This is a genomic window from Caenibius tardaugens NBRC 16725 (genome assembly GCF_003860345.1).
Taxonomy (GTDB): domain Bacteria; phylum Pseudomonadota; class Alphaproteobacteria; order Sphingomonadales; family Sphingomonadaceae; genus Caenibius; species Caenibius tardaugens.
The window spans coordinates 2,995,140-3,020,092 of sequence record NZ_CP034179.1; the positions used below are offsets into that span (position 1 = coordinate 2,995,140).

Sequence of the window (24,953 nt, forward strand, 5' to 3'; positions counted from 1 at the left end):
GATATGTCGGTAACCGCCGAAAAGAAGCAGGAAATCATCCAGGACAACGCGCGCCAGCCCGGCGACACCGGTTCGCCGGAAGTTCAGGTAGCGATCCTGACGCAGCGCATTCGCAACCTGACCGAACACTTCAAGGACAACCACAAGGATAACCATTCCCGTCGTGGTCTGTTGATGATGGTCAACAAGCGCCGCAGCCTTCTGGCCTATCTCAAGAAGAAGGATGTGGAGCGTTACAATGCTCTGATCCAGAAGCTTGGTCTTCGTAAGTAAGAATTGCGGAGCGGCCCCTAGCGGGCCGCTCTTTGTATGTAGGACCATCGCAATGGCGATGGATTGTAATCAGGGCCTCTCTGCAATTCGGCAGATGGCCCTTGGGGTACGCATCTGAGACCCCGCACCGGACCGGGACGGAATACCCGGGCTAGCAAACCCCGTGTGGCAATAGGGCCTCGCGGGTTCGAGGAAAAACTGAATGTTTGATGTGAAAACAGTATCGCTGGAATGGGGCGGAAAGACCCTCACTCTGGAAACCGGCCGTATTGCTCGCCAGGCTGATGGCGCAGTGCTGGCTACTTATGGCGAAACCGTGGTGCTCTGCGCCGTGACGGCCGCCAAGTCGGTGAAGGAAGGGCAGGACTTTTTCCCGCTCACCGTTCACTATCAGGAAAAGTTCTCGTCCGCAGGGCGTATCCCCGGCGGCTTCTTCAAGCGCGAACGCGGCGCCACGGAAAAGGAAACGCTGACCAGCCGTCTGATCGACCGCCCGGTCCGCCCGCTGTTCCCTGAAGGTTTCTACAACGAAATCAATGTTATCGCTCAGGTTATGAGCTATGACGGCGAAACCGAACCCGATATCGTTGCGCTGATCGCAGCATCGGCAGCCCTGACCATTTCCGGCGTTCCCTTCATGGGCCCGATCGGTGCGGCACGCGTCGGTTACAAGGATGGTGAATACCTTCTCAACCCGTCGATGGCGCAGGTCGCCGAAGGCCGCCTCGATCTCGTCGTCGCCGCCACGCATGACGCGGTGATGATGGTCGAATCCGAAGCCAAGGAACTGACCGAAGAAGAAATGCTCGGCGCGGTTGTCTTTGCCCACGAAGAATCGCGCAAGGTTATTGGCGCGATCATCGAACTGGCTGAAAAGGCTGCGAAGGATCCTTGGGATATCGACCTGTCGGACAACACCGCCGACCTTAAGGCCGATATCAAGAAGCTGATCGGCAAGGATATCGCCGCAGCGTACAAGCAGACCAACAAGTCGGTGCGTTCGGATGCGCTCAACGCAGCGCGCGCCAAGGTGAAGGCGCAGTACGCCGACGCCGACGGCCAGACGCTGATGACTGCAATCAAGCTGACCAAGAAGCTGGAATCGGAAATCGTCCGCACCGCCATCCTCAAGGATGGTCAGCGCATCGATGGCCGTTCCACCACACAGGTTCGCCCGATCGAAGCAATGGTTGGTTTCCTGCCGCGCACGCACGGTTCGTCGCTGTTCACCCGCGGTGAAACGCAGGCGATCTGCACCACCACGCTCGGTACCAAGGATGCGGAGCAGATGATCGACGGTCTCGATGGCCTGTCGTATTCGCGCTTCATGCTGCACTACAACTTCCCGCCGTACTCGGTTGGCGAAGTGGGCCGCTTTGGTGCACCCGGTCGTCGTGAAGTCGGCCATGGCAAGCTGGCATGGCGTGCGCTGAACCCGGTTCTGCCGAGCAAGGAAGACTTCCCCTACACGATCCGCGTGCTGTCCGACATCACCGAATCGAACGGTTCGTCCTCGATGGCGACAGTCTGCGGTGGTTGTCTTTCGATGATGGACGCCGGTGTTCCGATTGAACGTCCGGTTTCCGGTATCGCCATGGGTCTGATCCTGGAAGGCGATGAATTCACCGTGCTGTCCGACATTCTGGGTGATGAAGATCACCTTGGCGATATGGACTTCAAGGTGGCCGGTACGGAAGCGGGCATCACCAGCCTGCAGATGGACATCAAGGTTGCCGGTATCACCGAAGCGATCATGAAGCAGGCACTGGCACAGGCCAAGGAAGGCCGTGCGCACATCCTGGGCGAAATGACCAAGGCGCTGGGTTCGTCCCGCACCGAACTGTCGGCCCATGCCCCGCGTATCGAAACGATCCAGATCGACAAGTCGAAGATCCGGGACGTGATCGGTACGGGCGGCAAGGTGATCCGCGAAATCGTTGCGGAAACAGGTGCCAAGGTCGACATCGACGACGAAGGTGTGATCAAGATCAGCTCTTCGGACGTGAACCAGATCGAAGCCGCGAAGAAGTGGATTCAGGGGATCGTCGAAGAAGCCGAAGTCGGCAAGATCTACAACGGCAAGGTCGTCAATATCGTCGATTTCGGTGCGTTCGTGAACTTCATGGGCGGCAAGGACGGTCTCGTCCACGTGTCGGAAATGCGCAACGAACGTGTTGAAAAGCCGACCGATGTCGTTTCCGAAGGCCAGGAAGTGAAAGTCAAGGTTCTCGAAATCGACAACCGTGGCAAGGTCCGCCTGTCGATGCGTGTGGTCGATCAGGAAACCGGCGAAGAACTGGAAGATACCCGTCCGCCCCGCGAACCGCGTGAACCGCGCGGGGACCGTGGTGATCGCGGTGATCGGCGTCCGCGCCGTGATGGCGACCGTGGTGGACGCGGCGGTGATCGCAATCGCGGCCCGCGTCGCGACCGTGACGAAGGCCGGGAAGGGGGCGACCCCAACCACATGCCTGCGTTCCTCAAGTCGGACGACTGAGCCAAACCACAGTTCTGCAAAGAACACGAAAGCCGCCGGGGAAACCTGGCGGCTTTTTTGTGTCAGCCTGATGCTTTGAGCACCACCATGCGGGCATAGTCGCGATAGAGCTGGCGCATCTGCAGATGCAGGCCCTGTTCGCTTGCGATATCCGCACAGACCGTAAACAGATCTTCACGCGGAGTGACATGGAACCGCGCGAGCCAGCGTTGCAGCAGGAACCGGAAGGCGCGGGGCAGGTGATCCTGCTGCCCGAAATCCACGATATGCAACGACCCTGTGGGCGAGAGGGCCTGAGCGGCCCTGCGGATAGTCCCGTGCCAATCGGGAATCATCGACAGGGTATAAGAACAGAATATCCGGTCAAACCGTTCCCGCCCGAACAGGCTCGCTCCATTGAATGCGGTGGCATCTGCGCGGGCGAGGGCGATGCGCCCGGCCAGCGGCGTACCGGCCAGCTTGCTGCGGGCGGTTTTCAGCATTTCTTCCGAAATATCGAGGCCATAGAGGCGCGCTTGGGGATAATGCCGCCCGGCCAGCACCAGATTGCGCGCGGTGCCGCAGCCGATTTCCAGAACCGATCCGCCGGAAGGCACGTCCAGTTCCCTGATCAGCCGGTCCCGCCCAAGCAGGTAATATTTGCGCGTCAGATCGTAGATATGCCGCTGAAACGCATAGGTATCATCCATGCGCGCAGCCTGTTCGCCCAATGCGCGATCAACCGCGCCGGACATAGAGATGTACCCCGCCATAGATGGACGACCGGTCGCGCGCGGTCAGCTCATGCGATTCATCCTCACGATAGTCCCACAGCGCAAGGAGGCTCGGTGCGAGCCGCCCCGGCAGGAGCGAGGGTTCATCCGCCGTGCGGAACAACACTCGTGCTTCCGGGCGAGCCGTGCGGCAGATCTGGCTCCACAGGGCGTTGAGCTGTTCGTCCGTCATCCAGTCCTGTGCGTCGAGCAGAACGAACTTGTCGACGCTCTGCGCCTCCTGTGCGGCAAGCCAGTCGGTCATGTTCGCCTGATACGTGCTCAGGCGCGGCAGGCGTGCGCGCAGGACAGCGAAATGCCGTTCCTGCAAATAGGGCGGCAGGCTGGCATCGGGTGCTTTGCTGTATCCGCGCGAAAATGCCTGCCAGGCGAAATAGTTCTCGTTAAAATCAAAGTCGCAGGACAGCTTTGCCAATCGCTGCCGGAGCACCTGCGCCATGCTGTTGCCGCCTGCCAGCTTGTCGTACTGGGCTGGCGGGATGCCCAGGCCGAACAGCGAAGCCGGCTGGCTGGTCATCCAGCGGATCAGTGGCTTGTCGAAAATAGGTGCAAATCTGTGTTCGAAATGCGCGCGCTGTTCGGCGCGGTTGCGTGCCGCCAGAATATCGCGCGGGTTTTCGCCATGCAGGCGCGCCATGACGTGGGCAAGGCCGATAAAGGTGCCCAGCAGGCCATGACGATAGGCCCCTTTGGCAAAAATGTGGATGCGTTTGCGCCCCAGCCCATCACGCGATTCCCAATAGCGTCGGGTGTCCGCATCCAGATGCGGTGCGATGTGGGCGAAATAGGCCTCCCTGTTCGCTGGCTGATCCGCATCGGCAAAGAACCGCCGGAAATGGGCGTAATCGGGCAGGTGCGTCATCGCGGCATGTTTGAGGCGCCCCAGCGCCACATGCGTGTGATTGAGGTCAAGCGCGGTTATGCGCGCGGCATCGGCGGTGAGGTAGCTCAACGCGTTGCAACCGCCGCTGGCAATCGTGACGATGTGATCGGTCGGGCGGATGTCCAGCCCGGCCATATCGGCTTCGGGATCTTCCCAGATTTGGGGGTAAACCAACCCACGAAATGCAAAGGCAAACGCGCGCTCCAGCAAGGCCGCGCCCCCGAACCCTTTTGTGCTGACTGCGGCCTGTGCGACAAGCTGGCCGCGCTTGCCGTTGCCCAGGGCGATATCCTGATCCATGCATCTTCCCGATCGCGCAGTGCCGCACCGAGCGGCGCTGCTTTTCGGGTGTCAGCCCTATGCAGCGGTGATGACACCGCTGCGACAAAATGCTGACAGTTCAGAGACAATGCCCCTTGCAGGTGGGCGGCGGTCAACCGTTGGCAGGCATGGCGCCGAGATAATCGCCCTTGCCCAGTGCCACACCCTGCGCGCGCAGAATGTCGTACGTGGTGGTCGCGTGGAAATGAAAGTTGGGCTGCGTGAAGCCGAGCAGGAAGTTTTCCGCGGTAAAATCCAGCCGGAATTTGCTGCCCACCGTGAAGACGACCGGACGGTCGAAGAAGTCTTCCATTTCCGCCACTGTCACACCTGCAAGGGCATCAAGCGTGGCATCAAGCTTTTCCCGCAGGGCGATAAAACTGGCGGGCGGTTCCGACCAGTCGGGTGAAAACGCCCCGCGCCGCACACCTTCGATGGCGCCGATCGAATGTACCGCCAGACTTTTCACCTGATAATTCAGTGGCAACATGTCCGCAATCAGGCGGGCTTCGATCAGACCAGCCGCAGCCAGATTATGGGCCTGACAATGGCTCTCGGCCTTGTCGAGCCAGTTGCGGCACGCGCGCAGAATCTGCGTCCAGCCCGGAACGAGTGCGGCGTGAAGGGACAATGGCATAGGGTTTTCCTTCTCCAGGTTCGGATCGGGAAAGCACTGTCAAACGCGCGTGATGTCAAGCCCGGTTGAAACCGGCACGATGGCGTGATCATGGAAGCGCATAGTCCGCCGCAGGACGGCTCCTGTATGGGATACCGTCCTGCGCGCGATTTTTTATCAGCGAACGCGCGGGCCGCCGAACGGCAGGGGCGGGGGTGGGCGGCGCGCGCCACGCGGTAACTGCGCCTGATAGGCCCGGCCGCAATGCGCCACGCAATAGGGATAGCCCGGGTTCACCTTTTCACCGCAGAAATGGAAATCGGGCTCGCCCGGATGGCCCATCGGCCAGCGGCACACTTTGTCGCTCAGATCGAGCAGGCTGGTCTTGTCCGCAATCTCGGGGCTCGGCTTTGCGGGGACGAGGCGGCGCGGTGGTGCGGGCGGAATTGGTGCCTGCTGATCGCCCGGCCCCTGACGAAGGAACCCGCCCGGACCGACCGAGACGATCTTGGGCATGTCGGAGCCAGCGTTGGGCAGGGGTTGGGATGGCACGGCAGCGTTTGCCCGGATGCCAGTCACCTTGTCTTCCCGTTCTTCTTCGGCAACCGGCTTGGGCGCCGATTGACGGGGAGGGAGCTTGGCCTTGGGCGGTTCGGGTGCGGCTGTTGGCGTGGCCTTCTTTGCCGGGGCGGCAGCGGGCTTCGCCTTCTTGGGCTGATCGTTCGCCTTCACTGGAGACGGGCGTGCTTTCAGCCCCAGCCGGTGCGCCTTGCCGATGACCGCATTACGGCTGACCCCGCCGAGTTCTTCGGCGATCTGGCTGGCGGTTGATCCACCTTCCCACATCTTGGTCAGTGTTGCGATGCGTTCGTCGGTCCAGCTCATTGATGTTCCAATTCCTCAATTCCGGTCGATCCCGCAAGTGCAGGACAAGATGCCGCTTGCCAGCCGGATAGGCTGCCGATAGTCGCCCACGCATGGTCGATCAAGCCCAAGACACACGCGTGACCACCGCCGACCCCGTCCGTGACCAGCGCCGTTTCCCCCCGAAAGGTGCGCCGCTGATACATGGTATAAACCGTGGTGGCCTGTGGACCCTCTATATTAAGGAGGTTCGCCGGTTTCTCAAGGTGCAGACCCAGACAATATGGGCACCAGCGGTTACCACGCTGCTGTTTCTCGTGATTTTTACGGTCGCGTTGGGCCGTCAGGGGCGCATGGTGCTGGGTGTGCCTTTCGCAAGCTTCATCGCGCCGGGGCTGATTGCCATGGGTATGATGCAGAATGCCTTCGCCAATTCCAGCTTTTCGCTGTTGGTCGGCAAGATTCAGGGCACGATCATCGATTATCTCATGCCGCCGCTCAGCGAGGGTGAATTGATGACGGGGATCGTCGCTGCGGCAACGACTCGGGCCATTGCCGTGGGGCTGGCTGTGGCGGTGGCGATCGGTCTGTGGCCTGGCGTGGACCTGGGCGTTGCGCATGCCTGGGCGATCATCTGGTTTGGTCTGATGGGGGCGATCATGCTGTCCCTCCTCGGCCTGCTGACCTCGTTGTGGGCGGAAAAGTTCGATCATGCAGCTGCGGTCACGAATTTCGTGGTTGCGCCGCTCTCGCTCCTGTCAGGGACGTTCTATACCCTTCACAACCTGTCACCGGCATTCCAGATGGTGAGCCTCGCCAATCCGTTTTTCTACGTGATTTCCGGCTTTCGCTACGGTTTCCTTGGCAGCAGCGACATTGGTGATGGCCATGCGGCTGTCTGGTGGGCAGCGGGTGGGCTGGGCCTCTTCAATCTCGCACTCGGCTTTGCAACCTATTGGCTGCTGCGCCGGGGCTGGAAGCTGAAAAGCTGATCGCTGGGCCTGTGCCGTCAGGAGCGTGAAGCCTAGTGGCTCAGGCCCCTGCGCAGGCGATAGCGCCCCTCGGCAAAATCTTCGAAGATTTGCTGCACGGAAGGATGGTCCACCGGGCCGCCATCGCTATCGCCCAGAAGATTCTGTTGGCTGACATAGGCGACGTAAGACGAATCCTCGTTCTCGGCGAGAAGATGGTAAAAGGGCTGATCCCGCCGGGGCCGCATTTCCTTGGGGATGGCCTCGTACCATTCTTCGCTATTGGCGAAGACCGGATCGATATCGAACACGACACCGCGGAATCCAAACTGCCGATGCCGGACGATGTCGCCAATTCCAAAGCGTGCCCTGGTCTGGAGCGGGGCTTCAAGCAGCTTGCCTGCCTGTTGCGAATAGAAAGACGAACGGTTCATTACATAAGGCAATATAATTTGTTGCGGACGCGAAACAAGAAGCGGTGCGGTTTCATCCCCATTTTGTACACCAGGGGGGCTTGGCAAGCCGCCGACCATCGGCTAACGGCGCGCTTCCTGATGACCTTGCCCCTGCGGGGGCGATGCACCTGACTTCGCGGAGAGGTGGCAGAGAGGTCGAATGCGCCGCACTCGAAATGCGGTGTACGGGCAACCGTACCGTGGGTTCGAATCCCACCCTCTCCGCCACAGTCCTGCAAAACCCGCAGAACTCCTAAACCTTTTGATTTCCGTCACTTAATGATGCTGCTTATGGCGCCGCTGTTGCGCCGGTTGACCTTATCGGATGCGTTAACAGTTGTTCCACGCCGCTGATCAGTTGCCGAAATCCGAACGAAAGAACATCGTCTCGGTGGATATCGGCAAAGTCGAGCCATAGCCCGGTAGCCAGCCGCTGACTTTCGAGGTCGAGGTTCTCAAGATGCGCAAGTGATGCCGTTCGGCGATTTTCGGGTGAACGAAGCTGTGCGGAGATAAAGCCCATTGCGGCGGTTGTGAACCAGCTCATGGCGAAGGCCAGTTCCGGTCCGCGAAGTCCCTCCTTTTTAAGGGCCTGCGCTACAGGAAACCACCGTTGTAACCAGCCGGGCGAGACATGACCGCTCCATTGCATAAGTTTGATTGCTTCGGGGTGACGGTCCAGGTGGCGAACCACTGTCCATAGCCAGGAATAAAGATAATCTTGCCATCGTTCTTGCGGATCAATGGGGGCCATCCGGTTGTAAACATCGTCTGCCAACGCGAGCAAGAGCGCATCTTTGCTGGGGAAGTACGTGTATAGCGACATGACCCCTACCGAGAGGGCGCGTGCAAGTCGCGGCATCGAAAAATCCCGGACATGTTCTTTCGCGAGCATTCTGGAGGCTGCTTCGAGAACCAGATCGGCAGAAAGTCTGGGTTTTCGTCCACGCTGTTTCGGTGGGTCTACTTTGTTTGTCATGGCTATATTCCGTATGCCTTACGGTAAATACCCAAAGAGTCAATTCGAAACGGATTGCGGTCCGTTGGCGGAATGAGACAGGCTTCCCTGCTGCTGAGGATGTGCCTTGAATCAGGTGAGTAAGTGCCCACAAATTGATTGGGGAGGGTGTGATTCTGGCGGCTTCATGTGCATCGAATTCCCTTTGTTTATCTGTATAATGATTTGAAAATAAACAATATAATAAGAAAATGGGGCCCGCGTTAAGGGGGTCCCCAAACCGCATTGACTCGGGTAAAATAAACAGTACCGTAAGCTTTACGGTAAATGCCATTATGTAATGCTGCTCATCTGGATGGGTGGGGCAGGGGTGTCGCTGCACGCATGTGTGGTGCGCTGTCTTGCGCGACAATTCTGGCGTCCGGAAAAAAAGTGTGTGGGGAGAGCAGTGCAGTGAGAAGAACGGTATTTCTGCGTGGATCGAGCGCGCTGATCATGGCTGTTGTCAGCGGTTGGGGGCAAGTCGCCCTGGCTCAGGAAGAAGCGCGCGCAAACACCAGCGGATCGGGTATCGCGGACATTGTGGTAACGGCGAACCGCCGTGCGGAAAACGCGCAAACGGTTCCCGTCGCAGTTACGGCAGTCACCGGCGAACAGATGCGCGAACTGGGTATCAGCAGCGGGGCCGATCTGAATGGCAAGGTTCCCTCGGTATTTGTCACCTCGGGCGGTAACCAGCGCAACGTGGAAGTGGTTGTCATACGCGGTCAGGGGCAGACATACCTGTCCCCCGTCGGGGTGGTGAACTACTTCAACGATGTGCCCCTGATTCAGGGGGGTATCACAGCCATTCAGGGCGCGCCGGGCATGTTCTTCGATCTCGAATCGATGCAGGTCCTGCGTGGTCCGCAGGGGACGCTGTTCGGGCGTAATACCACTGGCGGGGCGGTTTTGCTTGGACCCAAAAGGCCAACGAACGAATTCGATGGCTATGTTCAGGCGCAAATCGGTAACTACAAGGATCGCGAATTCGAAGGCGCGGTCAATGTGCCGCTGATCGACGACAAACTGATGGTGCGCGCAGCCTTCAAGAAGGTTGATCGGGATGGATATACCAAGGATGTGGGGCCACAGGCCTACGGCTTGTCGAAGGTTTGTGCGCCGCCTGCGCTCGGTACGCTCGGTAGCTGCACGGTCAGCAATGGTTTTGCCGGGAAGGATTACGACGACCGGCATTACTGGCATGCGCGCATAGGCATTCTGGCGCGTCCTGTAGAGGGTGTCGAAAACTATCTGGTCGCCTATTATGCGAAATCGCATGATAATGGTTCGGGTTTTATTCCCGATGATTTCCGTTCGCATGCGACAGGCAATCCCTACGACCTCAGCGTGGCCACGATTTCTGCGATGGCGGCATACAATGTGAATAATCCGGGGGCTCCGATCGGCTTTACGGGCGCCGGGATTTATGCGGCCAATCAATTGGCATCGCAGATTCTTGCTCGTCAGGCGACGCTTGGCCCGCGCAAGACCGCGGTTAACAGCGATACATTCGAGAAAACGAAATCCTGGGGTATCGTGAATACACTGAGCATCGATGTTTCCGATGCCATGCAGATCAAGAGTATCACGGGCTATCAGCGCCTGAAGCAGAATTATAACTGGGATCTCGATGGATCGATCCTGCCGATCCTCGCGCAAACCCCGCCGTTCGCTACACCTGCGGCCAGTGCGGAAGCGCCTGACTGGCTGGTCGGCAATCCGGGCGATAGCGTGAACGTGGCCAATAGCAGCCTGTTTACGCAAGAACTGCAATTGCAGGGCTCCGCGCTTGATCACAAACTGCAATTCGTTGTCGGCGGCTTTTACAGCAAACAAAAGCCTGAAGGGCTTCAGGCAACAGGGTCGTTCAATGCGGCCAGTGCGAACCCCGGAACGTTCTATGCGATTACCAGCAAAGCGCAGGCCGTATTTGGTCAGGCGACGCTTGACATGGGGGCGTTCACCCCCGGTCTTGATGGCCTGAAGCTTACGGCGGGGATCCGGCGGACCTGGGACAAGATCGATGGTTCGCGCTATGCATCGAATTTCGTGCTGGACCCCGTGGTCCTGCACAGGAAGCTTAAATCGGCGGCAACAACCTGGACCGTCGGGGTTGATTATCAGGTCAACAACGGACTGATGCTCTATGGCAAGGTCGCGCGCGGTTATAAGGCTGGCGCCTTCAATTATGCAGGCGCGGATTTCAACCAGATTACTGCCAAACCTGAGTACGTCACCAGTTATGAAATCGGGTTCAAATCCGACTTCGAACTGGGCACTGTTCCGGTGCGTTTCAATGCCAACGCGTTTCATGTCGATTACGACGGCATTCAACGCGCGGCCGCGATGAACCATCCCAATGGTTGCGACACGACGATCGGCAGCGCACCGGGCAGTGAGCCTGCGCGTTGCGATCTGATTGGCAACGTCACAGGCCTCGATCAGGGGGCGGTTACGTTCAACGCCGGCAAGGCGCGGATGCGCGGAATTGAGCTGGAATTGGTTGTGCAGCCTGTCGAGGGCCTCCGCATTTCGGGCAGCTATTCGTACATCGATGCGAAGTACAAGACGTTCATTCAGAACGTATCCGGGAGTGGTCTGGAAACGCGGATCGATACCTGTCAGGGTGAAAAGCAGCTGATTTATGGTGTCCCTCAGGCGCTTGATTTCAGCTGTATTCCCTTTCAGGTAACCCCGAAAAATCTGATAAATATCAACGCCCGTTATGAGGTTCCGCTGGGGGACAGTGTCGGCACACTGGCATTTGGTGCGAACTACAGTTGGGTTGACCGGATTTACAACGGTTCCACGACCACCCCGCGAGACGACATTCACGCCTGGATGGAGTCTTACGGCAAGCTCGATCTGTCGCTGGAATGGCAGGATGTGATGGGATCGAATTTCGATCTGCGCCTTTTCGGCACCAATGTCACGGACAAGACCTACCGTACCAATGCCTACACCGGCCTGCGTGGTGCCTCCGGCTTCACCCAGTCGCTTTATGGCGAACCGCGCATGTACGGCGCTTCGCTTCGCTATCGCTTCGGCGCGAGCGGAAACTGATGAAAACGGGCCTGTGCTGAAGGCCGTGGTGCTCCCGGGTGAGGACGATTTCACCATCTCACCGGGGGCACCCATTATCTTGCGTGAAGGGATACGAGAGTTGAACGGCGTTCAAAATACCTCTTTTGGTTTTACCAAGCTGATAGTCGACGATGAAGAGGCAATGGCACAGTACTATTGCGGCGTTTATGGTCTCAACGCGTTTCAGCGTGTCCAGAATGATGACAGCGGCGCGGGCGGCCCTATTCGCGAAATTATACTTTCGCACGATGATGTTCTGGCCGGGCCAACTCTTGTCATGTTCAAGTTCACGGATCGGCCCGCACCGGTGGAACGGGAAGCGATTCTGGGGTTCATCACAGATGATCTCGACAGTCTTGCCCGGCGGGTGATCGATCATGGTGGCAAACATGTTTCCCCGATCAAATCCATGCCTGAACACGGGGTGCGCGTCCTGTTCACAACCGATCCCGAAGGGCGGATGAGCGAGAATGTCGAACTGATGCCACGCTGATGCGTGACTTTTCCCATAATCAATAAATGGAAGCGGAGACCTGAAATGACTGACGCAAATTCATTTATCATCCGGCCCGTGGCAGAGCCGCAGATCAAGGATGACGTTTATACGGCTGATCAGTATCGGCGTATGGTCAGCACCATTCGGGAGAATGGGCCCTGGAAAATGGTTCTCGCCCAGCATTTCAAATCTGCCGATGAAGTGGTGGCGACCATGTCGGGCGAGATGCCAGAGGGTGTGGAACCCTCGTTTGATATGTTCCTCACGCCCAATTTCCGCGGATATTTCGGCCAGAACGGGGTGTGCCTCTACCCGGAACTGGACGATGTCTTCTTCAACAGTCAGCACATGGCATGGGTGCGTTCCTACTGGAATGCCGACTACGCCGTTCCGGAATCGATGAATTTCATCATCCAGGGATCGTCGCGCAACACCGATCCCGCGCATCTCGATGGCACCTCTTTTCGCGGCATTGATCGGGGGAACTCTCCGGTGTGGCTGCAGAATATGATGGGTAAGTCGGGCCTGTTCCAGAACTGGATGGTGAAAAAAGCGCAGGTCATCGCGTGGTTCTACCAAGGGACGATCGGCGGCGGCTTTACCTATTGGCCCGATGGCCCCGAAGCGCAGCCCAAGCGTTTGACCATGCCATCGTGGAATCGCGGTGTCGTGACCCAGAACGAAATGATGTACCACCGTGGAGAAGCGTGTGGACCGATGGACAAGCGCATGCCTGAAGGGCTGGCTTTTGAATCCCTGTGGGCGGCAGACCCGGCTGTTGCCGATGGCTGGCAGATCACCACCGACGGGCGGGTGATCGAGCGTGTGTCCAGTGAAGAGACACGGTTGATGCTGCACTGGACGGCCAGCATCTATCAGGACCTTGATGAAATGAAGCTGATCTTCGATCACAAGGATGATCTGACGCACGATCAGGTATTCGCTATGTTCATGGCCGATCTGCGCAAGCGCGGTGTGGCCTTTGCCGTCCCGACCGATCCTCTGTCCGATCGCGATTTCGTAAGGCTTCTGACCAAAACTTACGATCCGGGACGCCCAGCGATTTATCCTGCGGAGGCTCCGGGGCCGCACGAGGAGCAGATTGCAGCCTGAATTTGGACGCCACCGGATCACAGGTTCTGGTTCCTTACCAGACGTGGTGCGGTGGCGACGGAATGGGTCCGGTTGGATTGGGGCCGGGCCGGCCTCGCACTGACAAGATCATACCTTCGTTTCGACGTGCTGGCTGCTGTCGGCGCGCAGGGCTTTTAACGTCCAGAATCGCTTGGATCGCACATATTTGTAAGGATCACCTGATGTTGCAAACGATGACGCAAACGAACCGGTCTGAGCCATTACTGCCGGACAGCGAGGTTTTGCGTCGGGCTTTGGCATCCGTCGATCCTTCGGATTTGCTGATGACTTACGCGTATCTCACGCACGACAGGGACCTGCTTGAACGGATGGCGCCGCATATTCGTCCACTGTTCGGTTTGGAGCCTACGGCGATACCTGACGAACTGGTTGAAGAATTGCGCAGCAAGGCATTCATCGCGCTGACCACTGCGGGTGCGACGCGCGGGGAAATGCCTTCGCGGGAATTGATGCAACGGATCATGAGCGTTGGCATGGGTGAACAGGTTGACGACGAATTTGTCGATCTCCTGTTCGAACAATGTGGCTTCGTGGTGCCGCAAGCGCGCAAAAGCAGGGTCGATCGGACGATGCCCCCGCAGGGTTTCAAAGTATTGCTGGTCGGGGCAGGGCTGACCGGATTGGCCGCAGGTATCAAGCTGAAGGAGGCAGGTTACGATTATATCTGCGTTGAAAAGAATGCCGATGTTGCCGGAACGTGGCTCGAAAATGTCTATCCCGGTGTGGCGGTCGATACGCCGAGCCATTTCTATTCCTATTCCTTCCATCAGAAGGCGGACTGGAACCACTATTTTCCCCGTGGCGAGCAGGTGCGGCAATATCTGAACGGTGTTGCCGATCATTATGATCTGCGCCGGAATATCCGGTTTGAGAGCGTTGTGACCACGATGGCGTTCGACGAGGCTAGCGGGCTCTGGAACGTTACGATCAGGGATAAGAACGGCCATGCCGAGGTTGTGCAGGCCAATGCAGTCATGGTTGCGCACGGTCGTCTCAACCGATGGTCGTTGCCGGATATTCCCGGGATCGAACGCTTCACAGGCCCTGTGATGCATTCTGCGGGTTGGGATCGCTCGGTGGACCTTGAGGGCAAGCGGATTGCCGTGATCGGGACTGGCGCCAGCGGGGCACAGATCGTACCGAACGTCGCGCCCGACGCGGGCAAAGTCACGGTCTTCATGCGTTCACGCTACTGGGTGATGCCCAACCCCAAGATTAGCGGCACCGTGCCGGAGGAAACGAAGTGGGCGCTGGCGAATATTCCGGGGTTTCAACAGTGGTTCCGCTTCGGCATCTACTGGAACGCATCGGATGGCTATTATCAGCATGTGCTACGCGATCCCGCGTGGCCGGACGATGCGCCATCGGTATCCGAAGTTAACGAACAACTGCGCCAGTATGGCCTGTCCTATATGCAGCAGAAGCTCGGCCATCGCCCCGAGCTTCTCGAAAAACTGACACCTGATTTTCCGATCTTTTCCAAACGCATGGTGCTCGATGCAGGGTGGTACGACGCCTTGCTGAGGGACAATGTGGAGGTCGAGAACGATCCCATTGCAGAGATACTGCCCAATGGCATCCGCACCAGAAGCGGCGCGGTGCATGAGGTGGATGTGATCGCATGCGCAACCGGTTTCAATATCGCCAGGATGCTCGGCGATGTACAGGTCACCGGGCGTGACGGGCGATCTCTCAACGAGGAGTGGGGAGACGATGATCCGCGCGCCTATCTGGGGACAACGGTGCCGGGGTACCCCAACCTGTTCCTGGTTGGCGGTCCCAACACCGGCCCCAATCATGGGGCCGGGGCAAACCTCGTGGCCGAAGCCGTGATCAATTATATCGTGGAATGTCTCGACCTGATGGTTGCCCGCGACGCTGCGACTATGGAACCGACAGAACAGGCCTATCGCGACTGGAACGACAAGATCGACGATCAGCTTACGCGGATGATCTGGTCACACCCCAAGGCGAACAGTTATTATAACAACAGCGCCGGACGCGTGTTTTTATCCAATCCGTTCAGGCTGGTCGATCTGTGGAACTGGACCAGAAAGCCCGTTGAAGAGCATTTCCTGCTGGGACGAGCACAGAACTGATGACGCAGGCTGCGCAAGCTGGGCAAGAATTGGAAACGGACGCGTCGGCATCTATGTGTTCGGCATCTGCGCGTATTTCCGGCCGAAACGGGTATTCTGTCTATGTCTTGATGTTGCTGCTGATGATCAACACGTTCAGCTATGCGGATCGGCACATATTTTCGATTCTGATACCGGATATCAAGGCTGATTTCGGGGTGAGCGATTCAGTGCTCGGTCTTATCAGTGGTCCGGGATTCATCCTCAGCTACGTATTGGTTACCCTGCCTCTGGCGCGATGGGGAGACCAGTGGTCCCGACGCGGCGTGGTGGCGATATCTGCTGCCCTGTGGAGCATAGCAAGCGCGGCATGCGGCGTTGCAACCACTATCGTGCAAATGGCGAGTGCCCGGGTGCTCGTCGGAGTGGGAGAGGCCGGGGCGATGCATTCCTCTCAGGCGATGGTGTCGGGGATGTTTTCCGAACGGACACGTGCTCGCGCATTGGGCGTCCTGACGTCGTCGACATATATCGGAATGCTGGTCGGGCTTACGGGTGGTGCGGCAATCGCTGGCGTCTGGGGATGGAGAGCCGCATTTGTCGCCCTTTCGTTGCCCGGTGCCCTCCTCGCCATCGTATTGTGGCTGTCCGGTCCCGGACAGGAAAAACATGCGACGCCGTCAAGCACGGGAAAGGGCCAGATTTCCTGGCTGGCGGCGATACGGTTGTTCTACGCGACACCGTCCCTGCGCTACCTTGCCCTTGGCGTCGGCGTGTTCAACATTTTCGGTTATGCGGGGGCGACCTGGCTTCCCGCTTTTCTGGTCCGTTCGCATGGCTTGAGTGTTGTTGAAACCGGTCTGTGGATGGGCGTCGGTTCGGCTGTCGGGGGAGTCGTCGGCAGCCTGATAAGCGGGATTCTGGTCGATATTTCGCGCCGTCATGACGAGATCTGGCAATTGCGCATTCCGGCAATGGGTTTGCTCCTGACGTTTCCGCTGACGGTCACGACGTTTCTGTTAACGGGTGGCCTGACGCTCGAACTTTTCGGGTTCGCGATTCCAGTCGTTGTCTTTCTGATGTTGTGCACCAGCTTCCTGAGTGCGCTTTGGGCAGCGCCGGCATACGGGGCGATCGCACGGCTTATTCCTCCACAGCAGAGAGCGCAGGCAGCCGGGATCATGATCGTCATTATCAACGTGGTGGGAAGTATGCTGGGGCCGCCCGTTGCCGGAATAGTCAGCGATATACTCGGGCGCGAATTCCATGGGGATTCCATGCGGTACAGCTTGCTGTCGATGAGCGTTCTTATTCTCGTCGGAGGGCTGCTCACGTGGAAGGCGAGCGCACACTACAGGCGCGATCTTGCGGATGCGGCCTGATTGTCCGCTTGGAGATGACCACCAGATGCGGGAGGATACCATGAAGCACACAGGCGATGCTGACGTTGGGCACAGCGCCATGCTGTCGAATTTTGAGGCGTTGCAGAAAACTGCGCGCGGGTTTGTGGATCAGGGTGTCGTGCCTGGTGTGGCGCTGGCATGGCAAAAGGACGATGGTCCGATCCAGTATCATGCATACGGTCATCTGGGTTTCGGATCGCCTGTGGCGGTAAATGAACGCTCTTTGTTTCGAATTTTCTCGATGACCAAGCCCATCACCGGTATCGCCGCGATGATGCTGGTTGAAGCAGGTTCTCTCAGCCTCGATCAACCGTTGTCTGACATACTTCCCGCATTTCGCGATATGGAAGTTGTCGTCGACGGCGATGGCATGCGAACCCGGCGAGCGTCCGGCCCGATCACCATTCGTCACCTTCTCACACATACTGCGGGCTTCGGATCGGCAGGAATGACGCTGGGCGGTCTATATGTGAAGAATGGCATTGCGCCTGGTGTGCGGGAACGCGTGCCCGGACCGGGGGAACTGGCGACGCCGAAAACGCTGGCGGAATTGGGCGCGCGTGTAGCCGGCCTGCCGCTGGCTGCAGATCCGGGTACGCGGTTTGATTACAGCATATCTCTGGACATCCTTGGTCTCGTTATTGAGACAGTTTCGGGAATGCCATTCGACCGGTTCCTTCAACAGCGTCTGTTCGAGCCGTTGGGCATGATTGATACAGGCTTTGCTGTGGATGCCTCCCGGATTGATCGTTTCGCGGACCTGCCGGAGCAAAAAGGCCTGCTCTGGACCCTTGCGGACGATCCGCGTCACAGCCGCTATTCCATGCCATACTTTCCATCCGGTGGCGGGGGGCTTGTTTCGACAGCGCAGGATTACGCGCGTTTCGCGGCAATGATTCTGAATGACGGCGTATGGGCTGGTCAGCCGCTATTGAAACCTGAGATCATCCATATCGCACGTTCCAATCTTTTACCCGAAGGCATCGATCGCGTTGATCTCCCCCTTGGGCAAACGCTCGCGGGGATTGGTTTCGGGGCAGGCATGTCCGTGCAACTATCGCCGGGCCGTAGAACAGAGGGGATGTTTGCCTGGCCCGGTGAAGTGCCGGTTGGTGTTGTCGGCTGGCCGGGTGCAGCCGGGACGGCATGTTGGATCGATCCTGATCGCCGTTTCTTCCTCGTATTGATGACGCAATATTGGCCATCATGGCTCAATGCATCGATGCGACCAGATATAATTGCTGCAGCGTATAGCGATATGGCGAAAGAAAAGGTCCGTTAAGGGTTTGTGCAATGGCAAGGCCAGCCAGAAGCAACGGCCTCCAGGAAAAGGGCAGAGGAATGATTGTACGGGACGAGATCCGCACGCTGGTGGAAGGGCTGACTTTGCCGGAATGCCCGCGGTGGCATAAGGGCAACCTTTATTTTTCAGATATCACTGCAGGCCGCATTTACAGGCTTGGCGGCGAAAACAGGGCTGAATTGCTATATCAATCCGATGGCGATTTCGTCGGTGGTCTGGGGTTTCTGGATGACGATACTCTTCTGGCGGTTTTGTCTAAGCAACGGCGTATCGTCCGGATTGCTGACGGGAAGGCGCAACCTTATGCGGCCCTGAGCGACCTCTGCCCGTTCGTGCTGAACGATATGGTCGTCAGCCGGAACCATGCCTACATCAGTCAGCCGGGGTTTGATATTTGGGCCGACCATCCCGACGGCATGCCTCCAGCGACAGAACTGCTGCACGTCGATCCGACAAGATCGAGCACTCTTGCGGCCACGGAAATGATGTCACCGAACGGTATGGCAATCAGTTCTGACGGCCGTGTGTTGTATGTGGCGGAAAGTACCGCTTTACGCATCACGTGCTACGATATCGATCCTGCGACCGGAGCATTGTCGAACCGGCGACTGTTCGCACAATTGCCCGATGGCGGCTTCCCCGATGGCATTTGTCTGGATGATCACGGTGGCGTGTGGGCAGCTGTTCCCGTCGCCGTTTCCGGAACATCCTTTGGTGGCGGGCCAGGGGTCATCCGCATGATTGAAGGTGGCGAAGTCACGCACCTTGTGCGGGTGGGATCGGGTCGCCGGGCGCTTGCCTGTGCATTTGGCGGCAATCAGCGCGACATTCTTTATGTTTGTACTGTCCCGGATTTTGAGGTGGCTTCAGCAGAATCCGATAGTCAGGGCAAACTGGAATGCATCGAAGTAGAGTTCAAAGGGCAAGGGGTTCCTTGAGAGCCAAGCAGAATGCCCTGGGCAGGGGCAAGAAAGTGAGAGCGGGGAAAAGTTAGCGGGTGGCTCCTCAGATTAGGTGGTCTGAACACTTCGTTTGGGGCCAATTTAGGGGTGAACTGGTGGAGCGCATGAGGTGGATCAAACTCTCACGTTTTTTCCGAGTTCGTGACCAACATCCTTTCGGCCATAGATCTCTAAAAGCCGCAGAGATTCTGAAATCTTTCGATATTCGTTACTTGTGATGCTGCCTCATGTATAAAAGGCTGGCGCAGTTACCCATAAGGAAACCGCTTCATCGGCTTGTATCGGGTGGCTCTCGAAGTTTGTCGATCGTCAGTTCCTCAGCGGTCACTTCCAATTTCATTGATTTATTCCCCACGAGTTTTCGCAACCGGTCAATAGGCCCGTTTGCGGGATGACGCCTGAAGCAGGGAGGGCGCGCCTTGCCACACGGAGAACAGTTGGCATTGGGCTGGCCGCGCTATCGGCGATCATTCCGTGAACTTTTCTCCATCATGGGAGCAAAGGCTTTGGTTAATCGTTTCCTTGTCAACGTATATTCAAGGAGTTGTGTCATGCTTTTGGCAATTGCGATTGCGCTTGTCGTGCTGTGGGCTTTGGGATTCATAGTATTCCATGTGAGTGCCGCAGCTATTCATCTGCTCATATTTGCTGCGGTTGTCCTTTTGATTGTCCACTTTGTCAGAGGCGCTCGAGCAATATAGGGCGCTTGACGTTTTGGCGGCCCCGGTTCCTGTTTGACAAGGAACCGGGGCCGCGCGTTCCGCCGGGTGCATCTGGTTAACGACCCGTGGCGACTGTTCGCAGCGGAACACGCACGCGTGTCAGTTCCGTGATGACTGCTGTGTCGAGATGGCTGCGGCGGATCGTTGCGCCATTCCCGTCAACGATTGCGGCCACAGTCTTCGCAATCATCACCTTGTTGCCTGCGGATTGTCTGACGGTGCCGTTCAATGCGATTGTCATCGCGCGTGTCTTGCCGATGAACCGGGGGCTTACGATCAAGTGGCTTTTCGATCATGCCATCTCTCCAGAATATCTGGAAACGTGGGTAATTACAGAGAGTTCCGTGAATTTTTTGTAATGTGAGAGAGTGGCAATGCGGCGCTTCCGTAAAGGACGAAGTCACCAGTTCGGAAGCCGGATATTGATCCATGCGGCCCGGTTTGCGCGATGTCCCGCCCAGGACTGGACGGTGTTCGTGCTGTCTCTTCAGCGAACGATAGACCCTGCTTGCATGACAATTTTCAATACTGGGCGTGGCAGTTGCGGGAAGCAACAGCCTACAATGTTCCCCGCATGATCTCATACCCCTCACGGAAGGCCAGCGTTGTCCCTTCGACAAGACCGGTCCATTCGCCACTATCCAACGGAACACTGGCAATCAGAACTTGCGATCCATGACTGTGCTTTTTCAGTGAAGCGCCTTTCACCTCCCAGAGCATTTCCTCGCGCGGGATCTGACGCATATGGAGGCCGGGGCTTCGCGATGGTCCGAGCGCCCCATAGGCATATTCATATTGGCGTTTATCGGAATGGATAAACAAGGTTTCCCCTTGGGCATATAGTACGTTGCTATCCCCCATTGGTCTGATTTCATGGCAAAATTCTGTGAATATCTCAAATCGATCCGCTAGTGTTGCCGTATCGTTCAGCTTCGCGAATTGGCTGAGAAGAACCATGAATGCCAGTTCGGAATCCGTTTCACCCACGCATTCCCCAGCCTGTGGCGATCCGGCATAGCGAACTTTCAATTCCGCCAGATCACCATTGTGCGCGAAGCTGTGAGTCTGCCCGTGAATCCTGCGCTGGAAAGGATGCGTGTTGGCCAGCGATGGGGTTCCTACAGTAGCCCGGCGGACATGTGCGACGACCAGACGCGATAGGGGCGGTTGCGATGCAACCATCTTTTCCAGCGCACTTGTGGAACCGGCGCTGGGTTCCTTGAACAGATAGGCATCCCGGGGTTGTGCGAACACAATCCCCCATCCGTCACGATTGGCAAAGCGCTGGCCGCCGTGGGTCGCAAATTCGGCAAGCGCGTAGCGCAGCCTGACTGGGTGTTCGCTCGACATCGCAAAGAGTTCACACATGACGGTTTCCTGCCTTTGCATGTGGGGTGAGCAGGGCATCCAGATGACGGGAACCAGACATCGTGGACGGTGCCAGGGTGGGGTATCGTTGGCCACCCGCCCATGCGAGATGAACCTGTTTTACCCGGTCAAACCGTCTGACAGTCATCGCAATAGGCTGGCCGTCCGTTTGGGCCTGATCGATCGCATCCTGCAGTGCAGCGGTGGAATAGGCACGATTGCCAACTGCCAGAATCTCGATGCCGCTGACTAACCCGGCGCGAAATGCTGGCCCATCCCACACGACATCGATGATTTTCGCCCCGATCCCCACCGTCATCCCCAACGAGTAGGTGAAATTGAAATACTGGTGGTACAGTTGATCATGGGAAAGCCAGTCCGTTGGCGCATGTTGCCAGACGAGTTCGTAACCGCCCAGGGTGATACCCCGGTACGGCGCCTTGGGGGCTATATTGTCGATCCGTTCGGCCAGATGCGCATCCCACGGATATGGTAAAATGGCATGCAAGGCATCGATAACGTCAGCCCGCACATAAGGTACTGGCGGGGGATAGAGTTCACCGCCTTCGGGAGGAGAGAAAAACCGGCGACAGAAATCATCGAGAGACGATGTTCCCGCCGTTCCGTCGCGCAGCATGGCGTCGATTTCCAGCCAGACTAGCGCTCCCTCACCGTAGTAATCTTCGGATCTCTGCCAACTGATCCACGGTTTGGGCTGGCGACCGCTTATTATCGGGTCCATTTCGGTGTCGCTCAAGGGGCGCCATTGACGACCCGGTCGACTGTTATAGGTCGCGAAAACCAACGCCAGCGCCTCGCGCACGTGGGCTTGTGAAATAAGCCCGGAACGGGCTGCCAGCACATAGCCGTAAAACTGCGTCAAGCCTTCGTAAACCCACATGAGTTCGTCGGTCATGAACGAAAAATCGTTCTGTAGATTGCCCTGCGGTACGCGATACTTGCCGATCCAGGCGTGCACATATTCGTGCGGTAGGAGATCGTGTTCGGTCGTTGTGATATCCCAGTTCGAAAAGTATGTCGCGCTGACGCCGCATTCCGAACTGGCACGATGTTCGAGGCCCATTGGGCTGACCTGATCTGACAACGACACGAGAAAATCATAGCGGGCGAAGGGGCGATGCCCGAACACGGCATCGGCTTCATGAACCAGTTGTCGATGGGCTTCGAGCACGCTCGCATCCTGCGGCAACTGATCGGATCGGTCCGCGGCGATATTCAGTGTTACCGCCGCATCGAGTTTTTCTGTGTGCGCGTGGCGTCCTGCCATCACCGGAGAGTCGAGCAGGCGGCGTACATTGACGGGCGCAAAGGCAATCTCACCGTCGTGGTCCTGCACGGCATCCAGCGCCGTCGCCCAAACCCAATCCTGCGGCAAACGCAGCGTCGGCCGAACGAACAGGTGATCAACGCTGACGCCCGCAGGATAGAGGCACACGGCCTCCCAATCGAGCCGCAGTATATCGTCACTGACAACGACTCTGCCCTGCCAGGCCTCTGTGGGTGTCACGCTCTGAAAACCGGCGCGGAGCACCTGGGCATCGTGGGGGGCATCGATGTGCAACCTATAAGGATCACGCGGATCACGCGACCAGCGGCAGGGTTGCCCGTCAGCCGTAAATGCAAATCCGGCGAGGCAATCCATGGCGCCGTGCGGTGCATGGTAGGCAGGCAACCATTTGGCGAGCGTCAATGTCAGCGGCGTGACATCCTGCAAATGGAAAGTCTGAACAACGCGAAAAATGCCATGATCGGTATCCGACGCATCGACATCGAGGTGTATCGCAGCCATCTCACGCATGCGCACCGGAATCCTTTTTGCCCGCCGCTTCGGACCACGACCAGCACGATCCTGAAAGCAGAGGTTGCAGCGATAAACCCGTGGAAACCCGAATTTGTTCCAGTGGCTTGGCCGGAAAAAGTTTGCAGCGCAGTGATCCAAAACACCGGTTGCGCGTTACCTCAACAATAGTCGGCAGCGCGAAAGGCACGGGTATGACGACAGTTGCCAAAGTGATCGTGGAGACACTCGAAGCCGCAGGTGTGCGTCGATGCTACGGTATCCCGGGAGACACCCTCAATCACGTCACCGAAGCCATTCGCACCAGCGATATACGCTGGGTGCATGTTCGGCACGAGGAAGCCGCCGGATTTGCGGCCGGCGCGGATGCCATGTTGACCGGGGAACTTGCCGCTTGCGCCGGTTCTTGTGGTCCGGGCAGCCTGCACTTCATCAACGGACTGTTTGAATCCCACCGCAACCGCGCGCCGGTGATCCTCATCGCCAGCCAGATTGTCCGAGACGAACTGGGCTTTGAATTTCCGCAGGAAGTGGATTTCAAAGCCATCTATCAGTCATGCAGCGTTTTTTGCGAAGAAATCCGTACACCTGCACAGGCCCGCCGTATGACGGCGATGGCCGCGCAGGCGGCACTGGCGCGGCGTGGTGTGGCCGTGCTTATAGTGCCCGCAGATATATCGGGGGCCGACGCGCCCGATGAGCCGGCGTTCGCGGTGCACCGTGCCCATCCGGTGACCATTCCTTCGGAAACGGAGCTGGATGCGCTGGCTATGGCGCTCAACAGTGGGAAACGGGTCGCTATTTATGGGGGGTCGGGCTGCGAGCATGCCCACACCAGCGTGATCGCGCTGGCCGAGCGTCTCAGGGCCCCCATCGCGCGCACGTCCCGGGCCAAGGACTTTCTGGAGTACGACAACGTTTACGACGTTGGAATGACCGGGATATTCGGGAATGAAGCCGGGTATGACGCCTTGATGGATTGCGACGTGTTGTTGCTGTTGGGCTGTAATTTCGCGTGGCGCCAATACTATCCCGAAAAGGCCGTGATCCTTCAAATCGATATCGACGGTACCCATCTGGGGCGGCGCCATCCGATCGACATGGGCGTGATTGGCGACATCAGACCCACGCTCGACGCGCTGCTGCCCAAAATCGTCGCGCGAGACGACAGCCACTTTCTGGATGAATGCCGTGATCGCTATCGCGATGCTCTGGCTGATCAGGACAGGCATGACAAAATCGGGAAAGGGAATGCGATCCATCCGCAATACCTCACCGAGTTGATTTCACGTCACGCAGCGCCGGACGCGGTGTTTACGGCAGATGGAGGGTCGCCGATGGTCTGGTGTCTGCGGCACATCGCGGCGACCGGGCGGAATCGGACCGTGATCAGTCTGAGTCATGGCACGATGGCCAATGCCATGCCGCAGGCACTGGGCGCCAAAGCGGCCTATCCCGACCGGCAGGTCATCGCTCTGTCCGGTGATGGTGGGCTGGCAATGATGCTGGGTGATTTGTTGACGGCGGTTCAGGAAGGACTGCCCATCAAGGTGGCAGTATTCAACAATAGCGCTCTCGACTTCGTTGAAATCGAACAGAAAGTTGAGGGATTGCTCGATACGTACACGAATCTGGTCAACCCAGATTTTGCCCGGGTCGCGGATGCGATCGGTTTTCGCGGTTGGCATGTCGAACAAGGTGAGGATCTGGAATCTGCAGTGATACAATGGCTTGCAGAACCCGGTCCAGCGCTACTCGATGTCGTGACAGATCGCTTCGAATTGGTCATGCCCCCCAACGTCAAATCGGGGCAAATCGCCGGTATGGCCTTGTATTCCGCCAAAGCGGTTTTGGGCGGTCGGGCAAGGGACGTGGTCGGTGTTATAAGAAATTTGCTTTCTTGAATGCGG

General features: G+C 57.9%; 21 protein-coding genes and 1 tRNA gene. 13 read left to right on the forward strand and 9 right to left on the reverse strand.

Annotated features, from left to right (window positions below; all coding sequences use genetic code 11):
* The first annotated feature begins 3 nt into the window (after positions 1-3).
* Both rpsO and pnp read left to right on the forward strand, forming a co-directional pair.
* Positions 4-273 (forward strand): 30S ribosomal protein S15, encoded by a 270-nt coding sequence (gene rpsO, locus EGO55_RS14090; RefSeq protein WP_021688743.1) that lies wholly within the window; start codon positions 4-6, stop codon positions 271-273.
* A 202-nt stretch (positions 274-475) separates the two neighbouring features.
* On the forward strand, positions 476-2,770 hold the full coding sequence (gene pnp, locus EGO55_RS14095; RefSeq protein ID WP_021688742.1) for a polyribonucleotide nucleotidyltransferase: 2,295 nt from the start codon (positions 476-478) through the stop codon (positions 2,768-2,770).
* Positions 2,771-2,832: 62 nt separating this feature from the next.
* Here pnp and EGO55_RS14100 read toward each other — a convergent pair whose 3' ends face one another.
* The 4 genes from EGO55_RS14100 to EGO55_RS21400 form a co-directional block, all read right to left on the reverse strand.
* Positions 2,833-3,504 carry a class I SAM-dependent methyltransferase gene (locus EGO55_RS14100; protein WP_052023590.1) on the reverse strand — a complete coding sequence of 224 codons (672 nt, stop codon included), beginning with the start codon at positions 3,502-3,504 and terminating at the stop codon, positions 2,833-2,835.
* Positions 3,488-4,726 carry a BtaA family protein gene (locus tag EGO55_RS14105; protein ID WP_021688740.1) on the reverse strand — a complete coding sequence of 413 codons (1,239 nt, stop codon included), beginning with the start codon at positions 4,724-4,726 and terminating at the stop codon, positions 3,488-3,490. Before EGO55_RS14105 ends, EGO55_RS14100 begins: the two co-directional genes overlap by 17 nt.
* A gap of 133 nt (positions 4,727-4,859) precedes the next feature.
* Positions 4,860-5,384 (reverse strand): DUF1993 domain-containing protein, encoded by a 525-nt coding sequence (locus EGO55_RS14110; protein WP_021688739.1) that lies wholly within the window; start codon positions 5,382-5,384, stop codon positions 4,860-4,862.
* A gap of 156 nt (positions 5,385-5,540) precedes the next feature.
* Complete coding sequence (locus tag EGO55_RS21400; RefSeq protein WP_021688738.1) at positions 5,541-6,248, reverse strand: GcrA family cell cycle regulator; 708 nt, start codon at positions 6,246-6,248, stop codon at positions 5,541-5,543.
* 92 nt (positions 6,249-6,340) lie between these two features.
* Between EGO55_RS21400 and EGO55_RS14120 the strand changes: the two genes are divergently transcribed.
* Entirely contained in the window at positions 6,341-7,219 is an 879-nt protein-coding gene (locus EGO55_RS14120) for an ABC transporter permease (RefSeq protein WP_021688737.1), read from the forward strand.
* A gap of 32 nt (positions 7,220-7,251) precedes the next feature.
* Here the strand turns inward: EGO55_RS14120 and hspQ are convergent, their stop codons facing one another.
* On the reverse strand, positions 7,252-7,632 hold the full coding sequence (gene hspQ, locus EGO55_RS14125) for a heat shock protein HspQ (RefSeq protein WP_021688736.1): 381 nt from the start codon (positions 7,630-7,632) through the stop codon (positions 7,252-7,254).
* Positions 7,633-7,791: 159 nt separating this feature from the next.
* Here hspQ and EGO55_RS14130 point away from each other — a divergent pair.
* A tRNA-Ser gene (locus EGO55_RS14130) sits at positions 7,792-7,881 on the forward strand.
* A 61-nt stretch (positions 7,882-7,942) separates the two neighbouring features.
* Here the strand turns inward: EGO55_RS14130 and EGO55_RS14135 are convergent.
* Positions 7,943-8,632: a TetR/AcrR family transcriptional regulator gene (locus tag EGO55_RS14135; RefSeq protein WP_040714680.1), complete on the reverse strand. Its 690-nt coding sequence runs from the start codon at positions 8,630-8,632 to the stop codon at positions 7,943-7,945.
* A 432-nt stretch (positions 8,633-9,064) separates the two neighbouring features.
* Between EGO55_RS14135 and EGO55_RS14140 the strand changes: the two genes are divergently transcribed.
* From EGO55_RS14140 to EGO55_RS21085, 8 genes are all read left to right on the forward strand, one after another.
* The gene (locus tag EGO55_RS14140; RefSeq protein WP_040714678.1) at positions 9,065-11,716 is read left to right on the forward strand and encodes a TonB-dependent receptor; all 2,652 of its coding nucleotides are present in this window, start codon (positions 9,065-9,067) and stop codon (positions 11,714-11,716) included.
* Positions 11,717-11,816: 100 nt separating this feature from the next.
* Positions 11,817-12,230: a VOC family protein gene (locus EGO55_RS14145; RefSeq protein ID WP_040714918.1), complete on the forward strand. Its 414-nt coding sequence runs from the start codon at positions 11,817-11,819 to the stop codon at positions 12,228-12,230.
* Between the two features lie 45 nt (positions 12,231-12,275).
* Positions 12,276-13,346: a hypothetical protein gene (locus EGO55_RS14150; RefSeq protein ID WP_021688732.1), complete on the forward strand. Its 1,071-nt coding sequence runs from the start codon at positions 12,276-12,278 to the stop codon at positions 13,344-13,346.
* 305 nt (positions 13,347-13,651) lie between these two features.
* The gene (locus EGO55_RS14155) at positions 13,652-15,487 is read left to right on the forward strand and encodes a flavin-containing monooxygenase (RefSeq protein WP_210766538.1); all 1,836 of its coding nucleotides are present in this window, start codon (positions 13,652-13,654) and stop codon (positions 15,485-15,487) included.
* A 122-nt stretch (positions 15,488-15,609) separates the two neighbouring features.
* Positions 15,610-16,848 carry an MFS transporter gene (locus EGO55_RS14160; RefSeq protein ID WP_161566043.1) on the forward strand — a complete coding sequence of 413 codons (1,239 nt, stop codon included), beginning with the start codon at positions 15,610-15,612 and terminating at the stop codon, positions 16,846-16,848.
* Between the two features lie 79 nt (positions 16,849-16,927).
* On the forward strand, positions 16,928-18,151 hold the full coding sequence (locus EGO55_RS14165; RefSeq protein ID WP_268871131.1) for a serine hydrolase domain-containing protein: 1,224 nt from the start codon (positions 16,928-16,930) through the stop codon (positions 18,149-18,151).
* A 59-nt stretch (positions 18,152-18,210) separates the two neighbouring features.
* Complete coding sequence (locus tag EGO55_RS14170; protein WP_021688728.1) at positions 18,211-19,110, forward strand: SMP-30/gluconolactonase/LRE family protein; 900 nt, start codon at positions 18,211-18,213, stop codon at positions 19,108-19,110.
* A 575-nt stretch (positions 19,111-19,685) separates the two neighbouring features.
* Positions 19,686-19,835, forward strand: a complete 150-nt coding sequence (locus EGO55_RS21085) for a lmo0937 family membrane protein (RefSeq protein WP_124916793.1) — start codon at positions 19,686-19,688, stop codon at positions 19,833-19,835.
* A gap of 76 nt (positions 19,836-19,911) precedes the next feature.
* Here the strand turns inward: EGO55_RS21085 and EGO55_RS14180 are convergent, their stop codons facing one another.
* The 3 genes from EGO55_RS14180 to EGO55_RS14190 form a co-directional block, all read right to left on the reverse strand.
* The gene (locus EGO55_RS14180) at positions 19,912-20,097 is read right to left on the reverse strand and encodes a hypothetical protein (protein ID WP_021688726.1); all 186 of its coding nucleotides are present in this window, start codon (positions 20,095-20,097) and stop codon (positions 19,912-19,914) included.
* Between the two features lie 317 nt (positions 20,098-20,414).
* Positions 20,415-21,224 carry a class II glutamine amidotransferase gene (locus tag EGO55_RS14185; protein WP_021688725.1) on the reverse strand — a complete coding sequence of 270 codons (810 nt, stop codon included), beginning with the start codon at positions 21,222-21,224 and terminating at the stop codon, positions 20,415-20,417.
* The gene (locus EGO55_RS14190; RefSeq protein ID WP_052023588.1) at positions 21,217-23,043 is read right to left on the reverse strand and encodes a M61 family metallopeptidase; all 1,827 of its coding nucleotides are present in this window, start codon (positions 23,041-23,043) and stop codon (positions 21,217-21,219) included. Before EGO55_RS14190 ends, EGO55_RS14185 begins: the two co-directional genes overlap by 8 nt.
* Before the next feature lie 194 nt (positions 23,044-23,237).
* Here EGO55_RS14190 and EGO55_RS14195 point away from each other — a divergent pair, with 194 nt between their 5' ends.
* Positions 23,238-24,947, forward strand: a complete 1,710-nt coding sequence (locus EGO55_RS14195) for a thiamine pyrophosphate-dependent enzyme (protein WP_021688723.1) — start codon at positions 23,238-23,240, stop codon at positions 24,945-24,947.
* Positions 24,948-24,953: the final 6 nt, after the last annotated feature.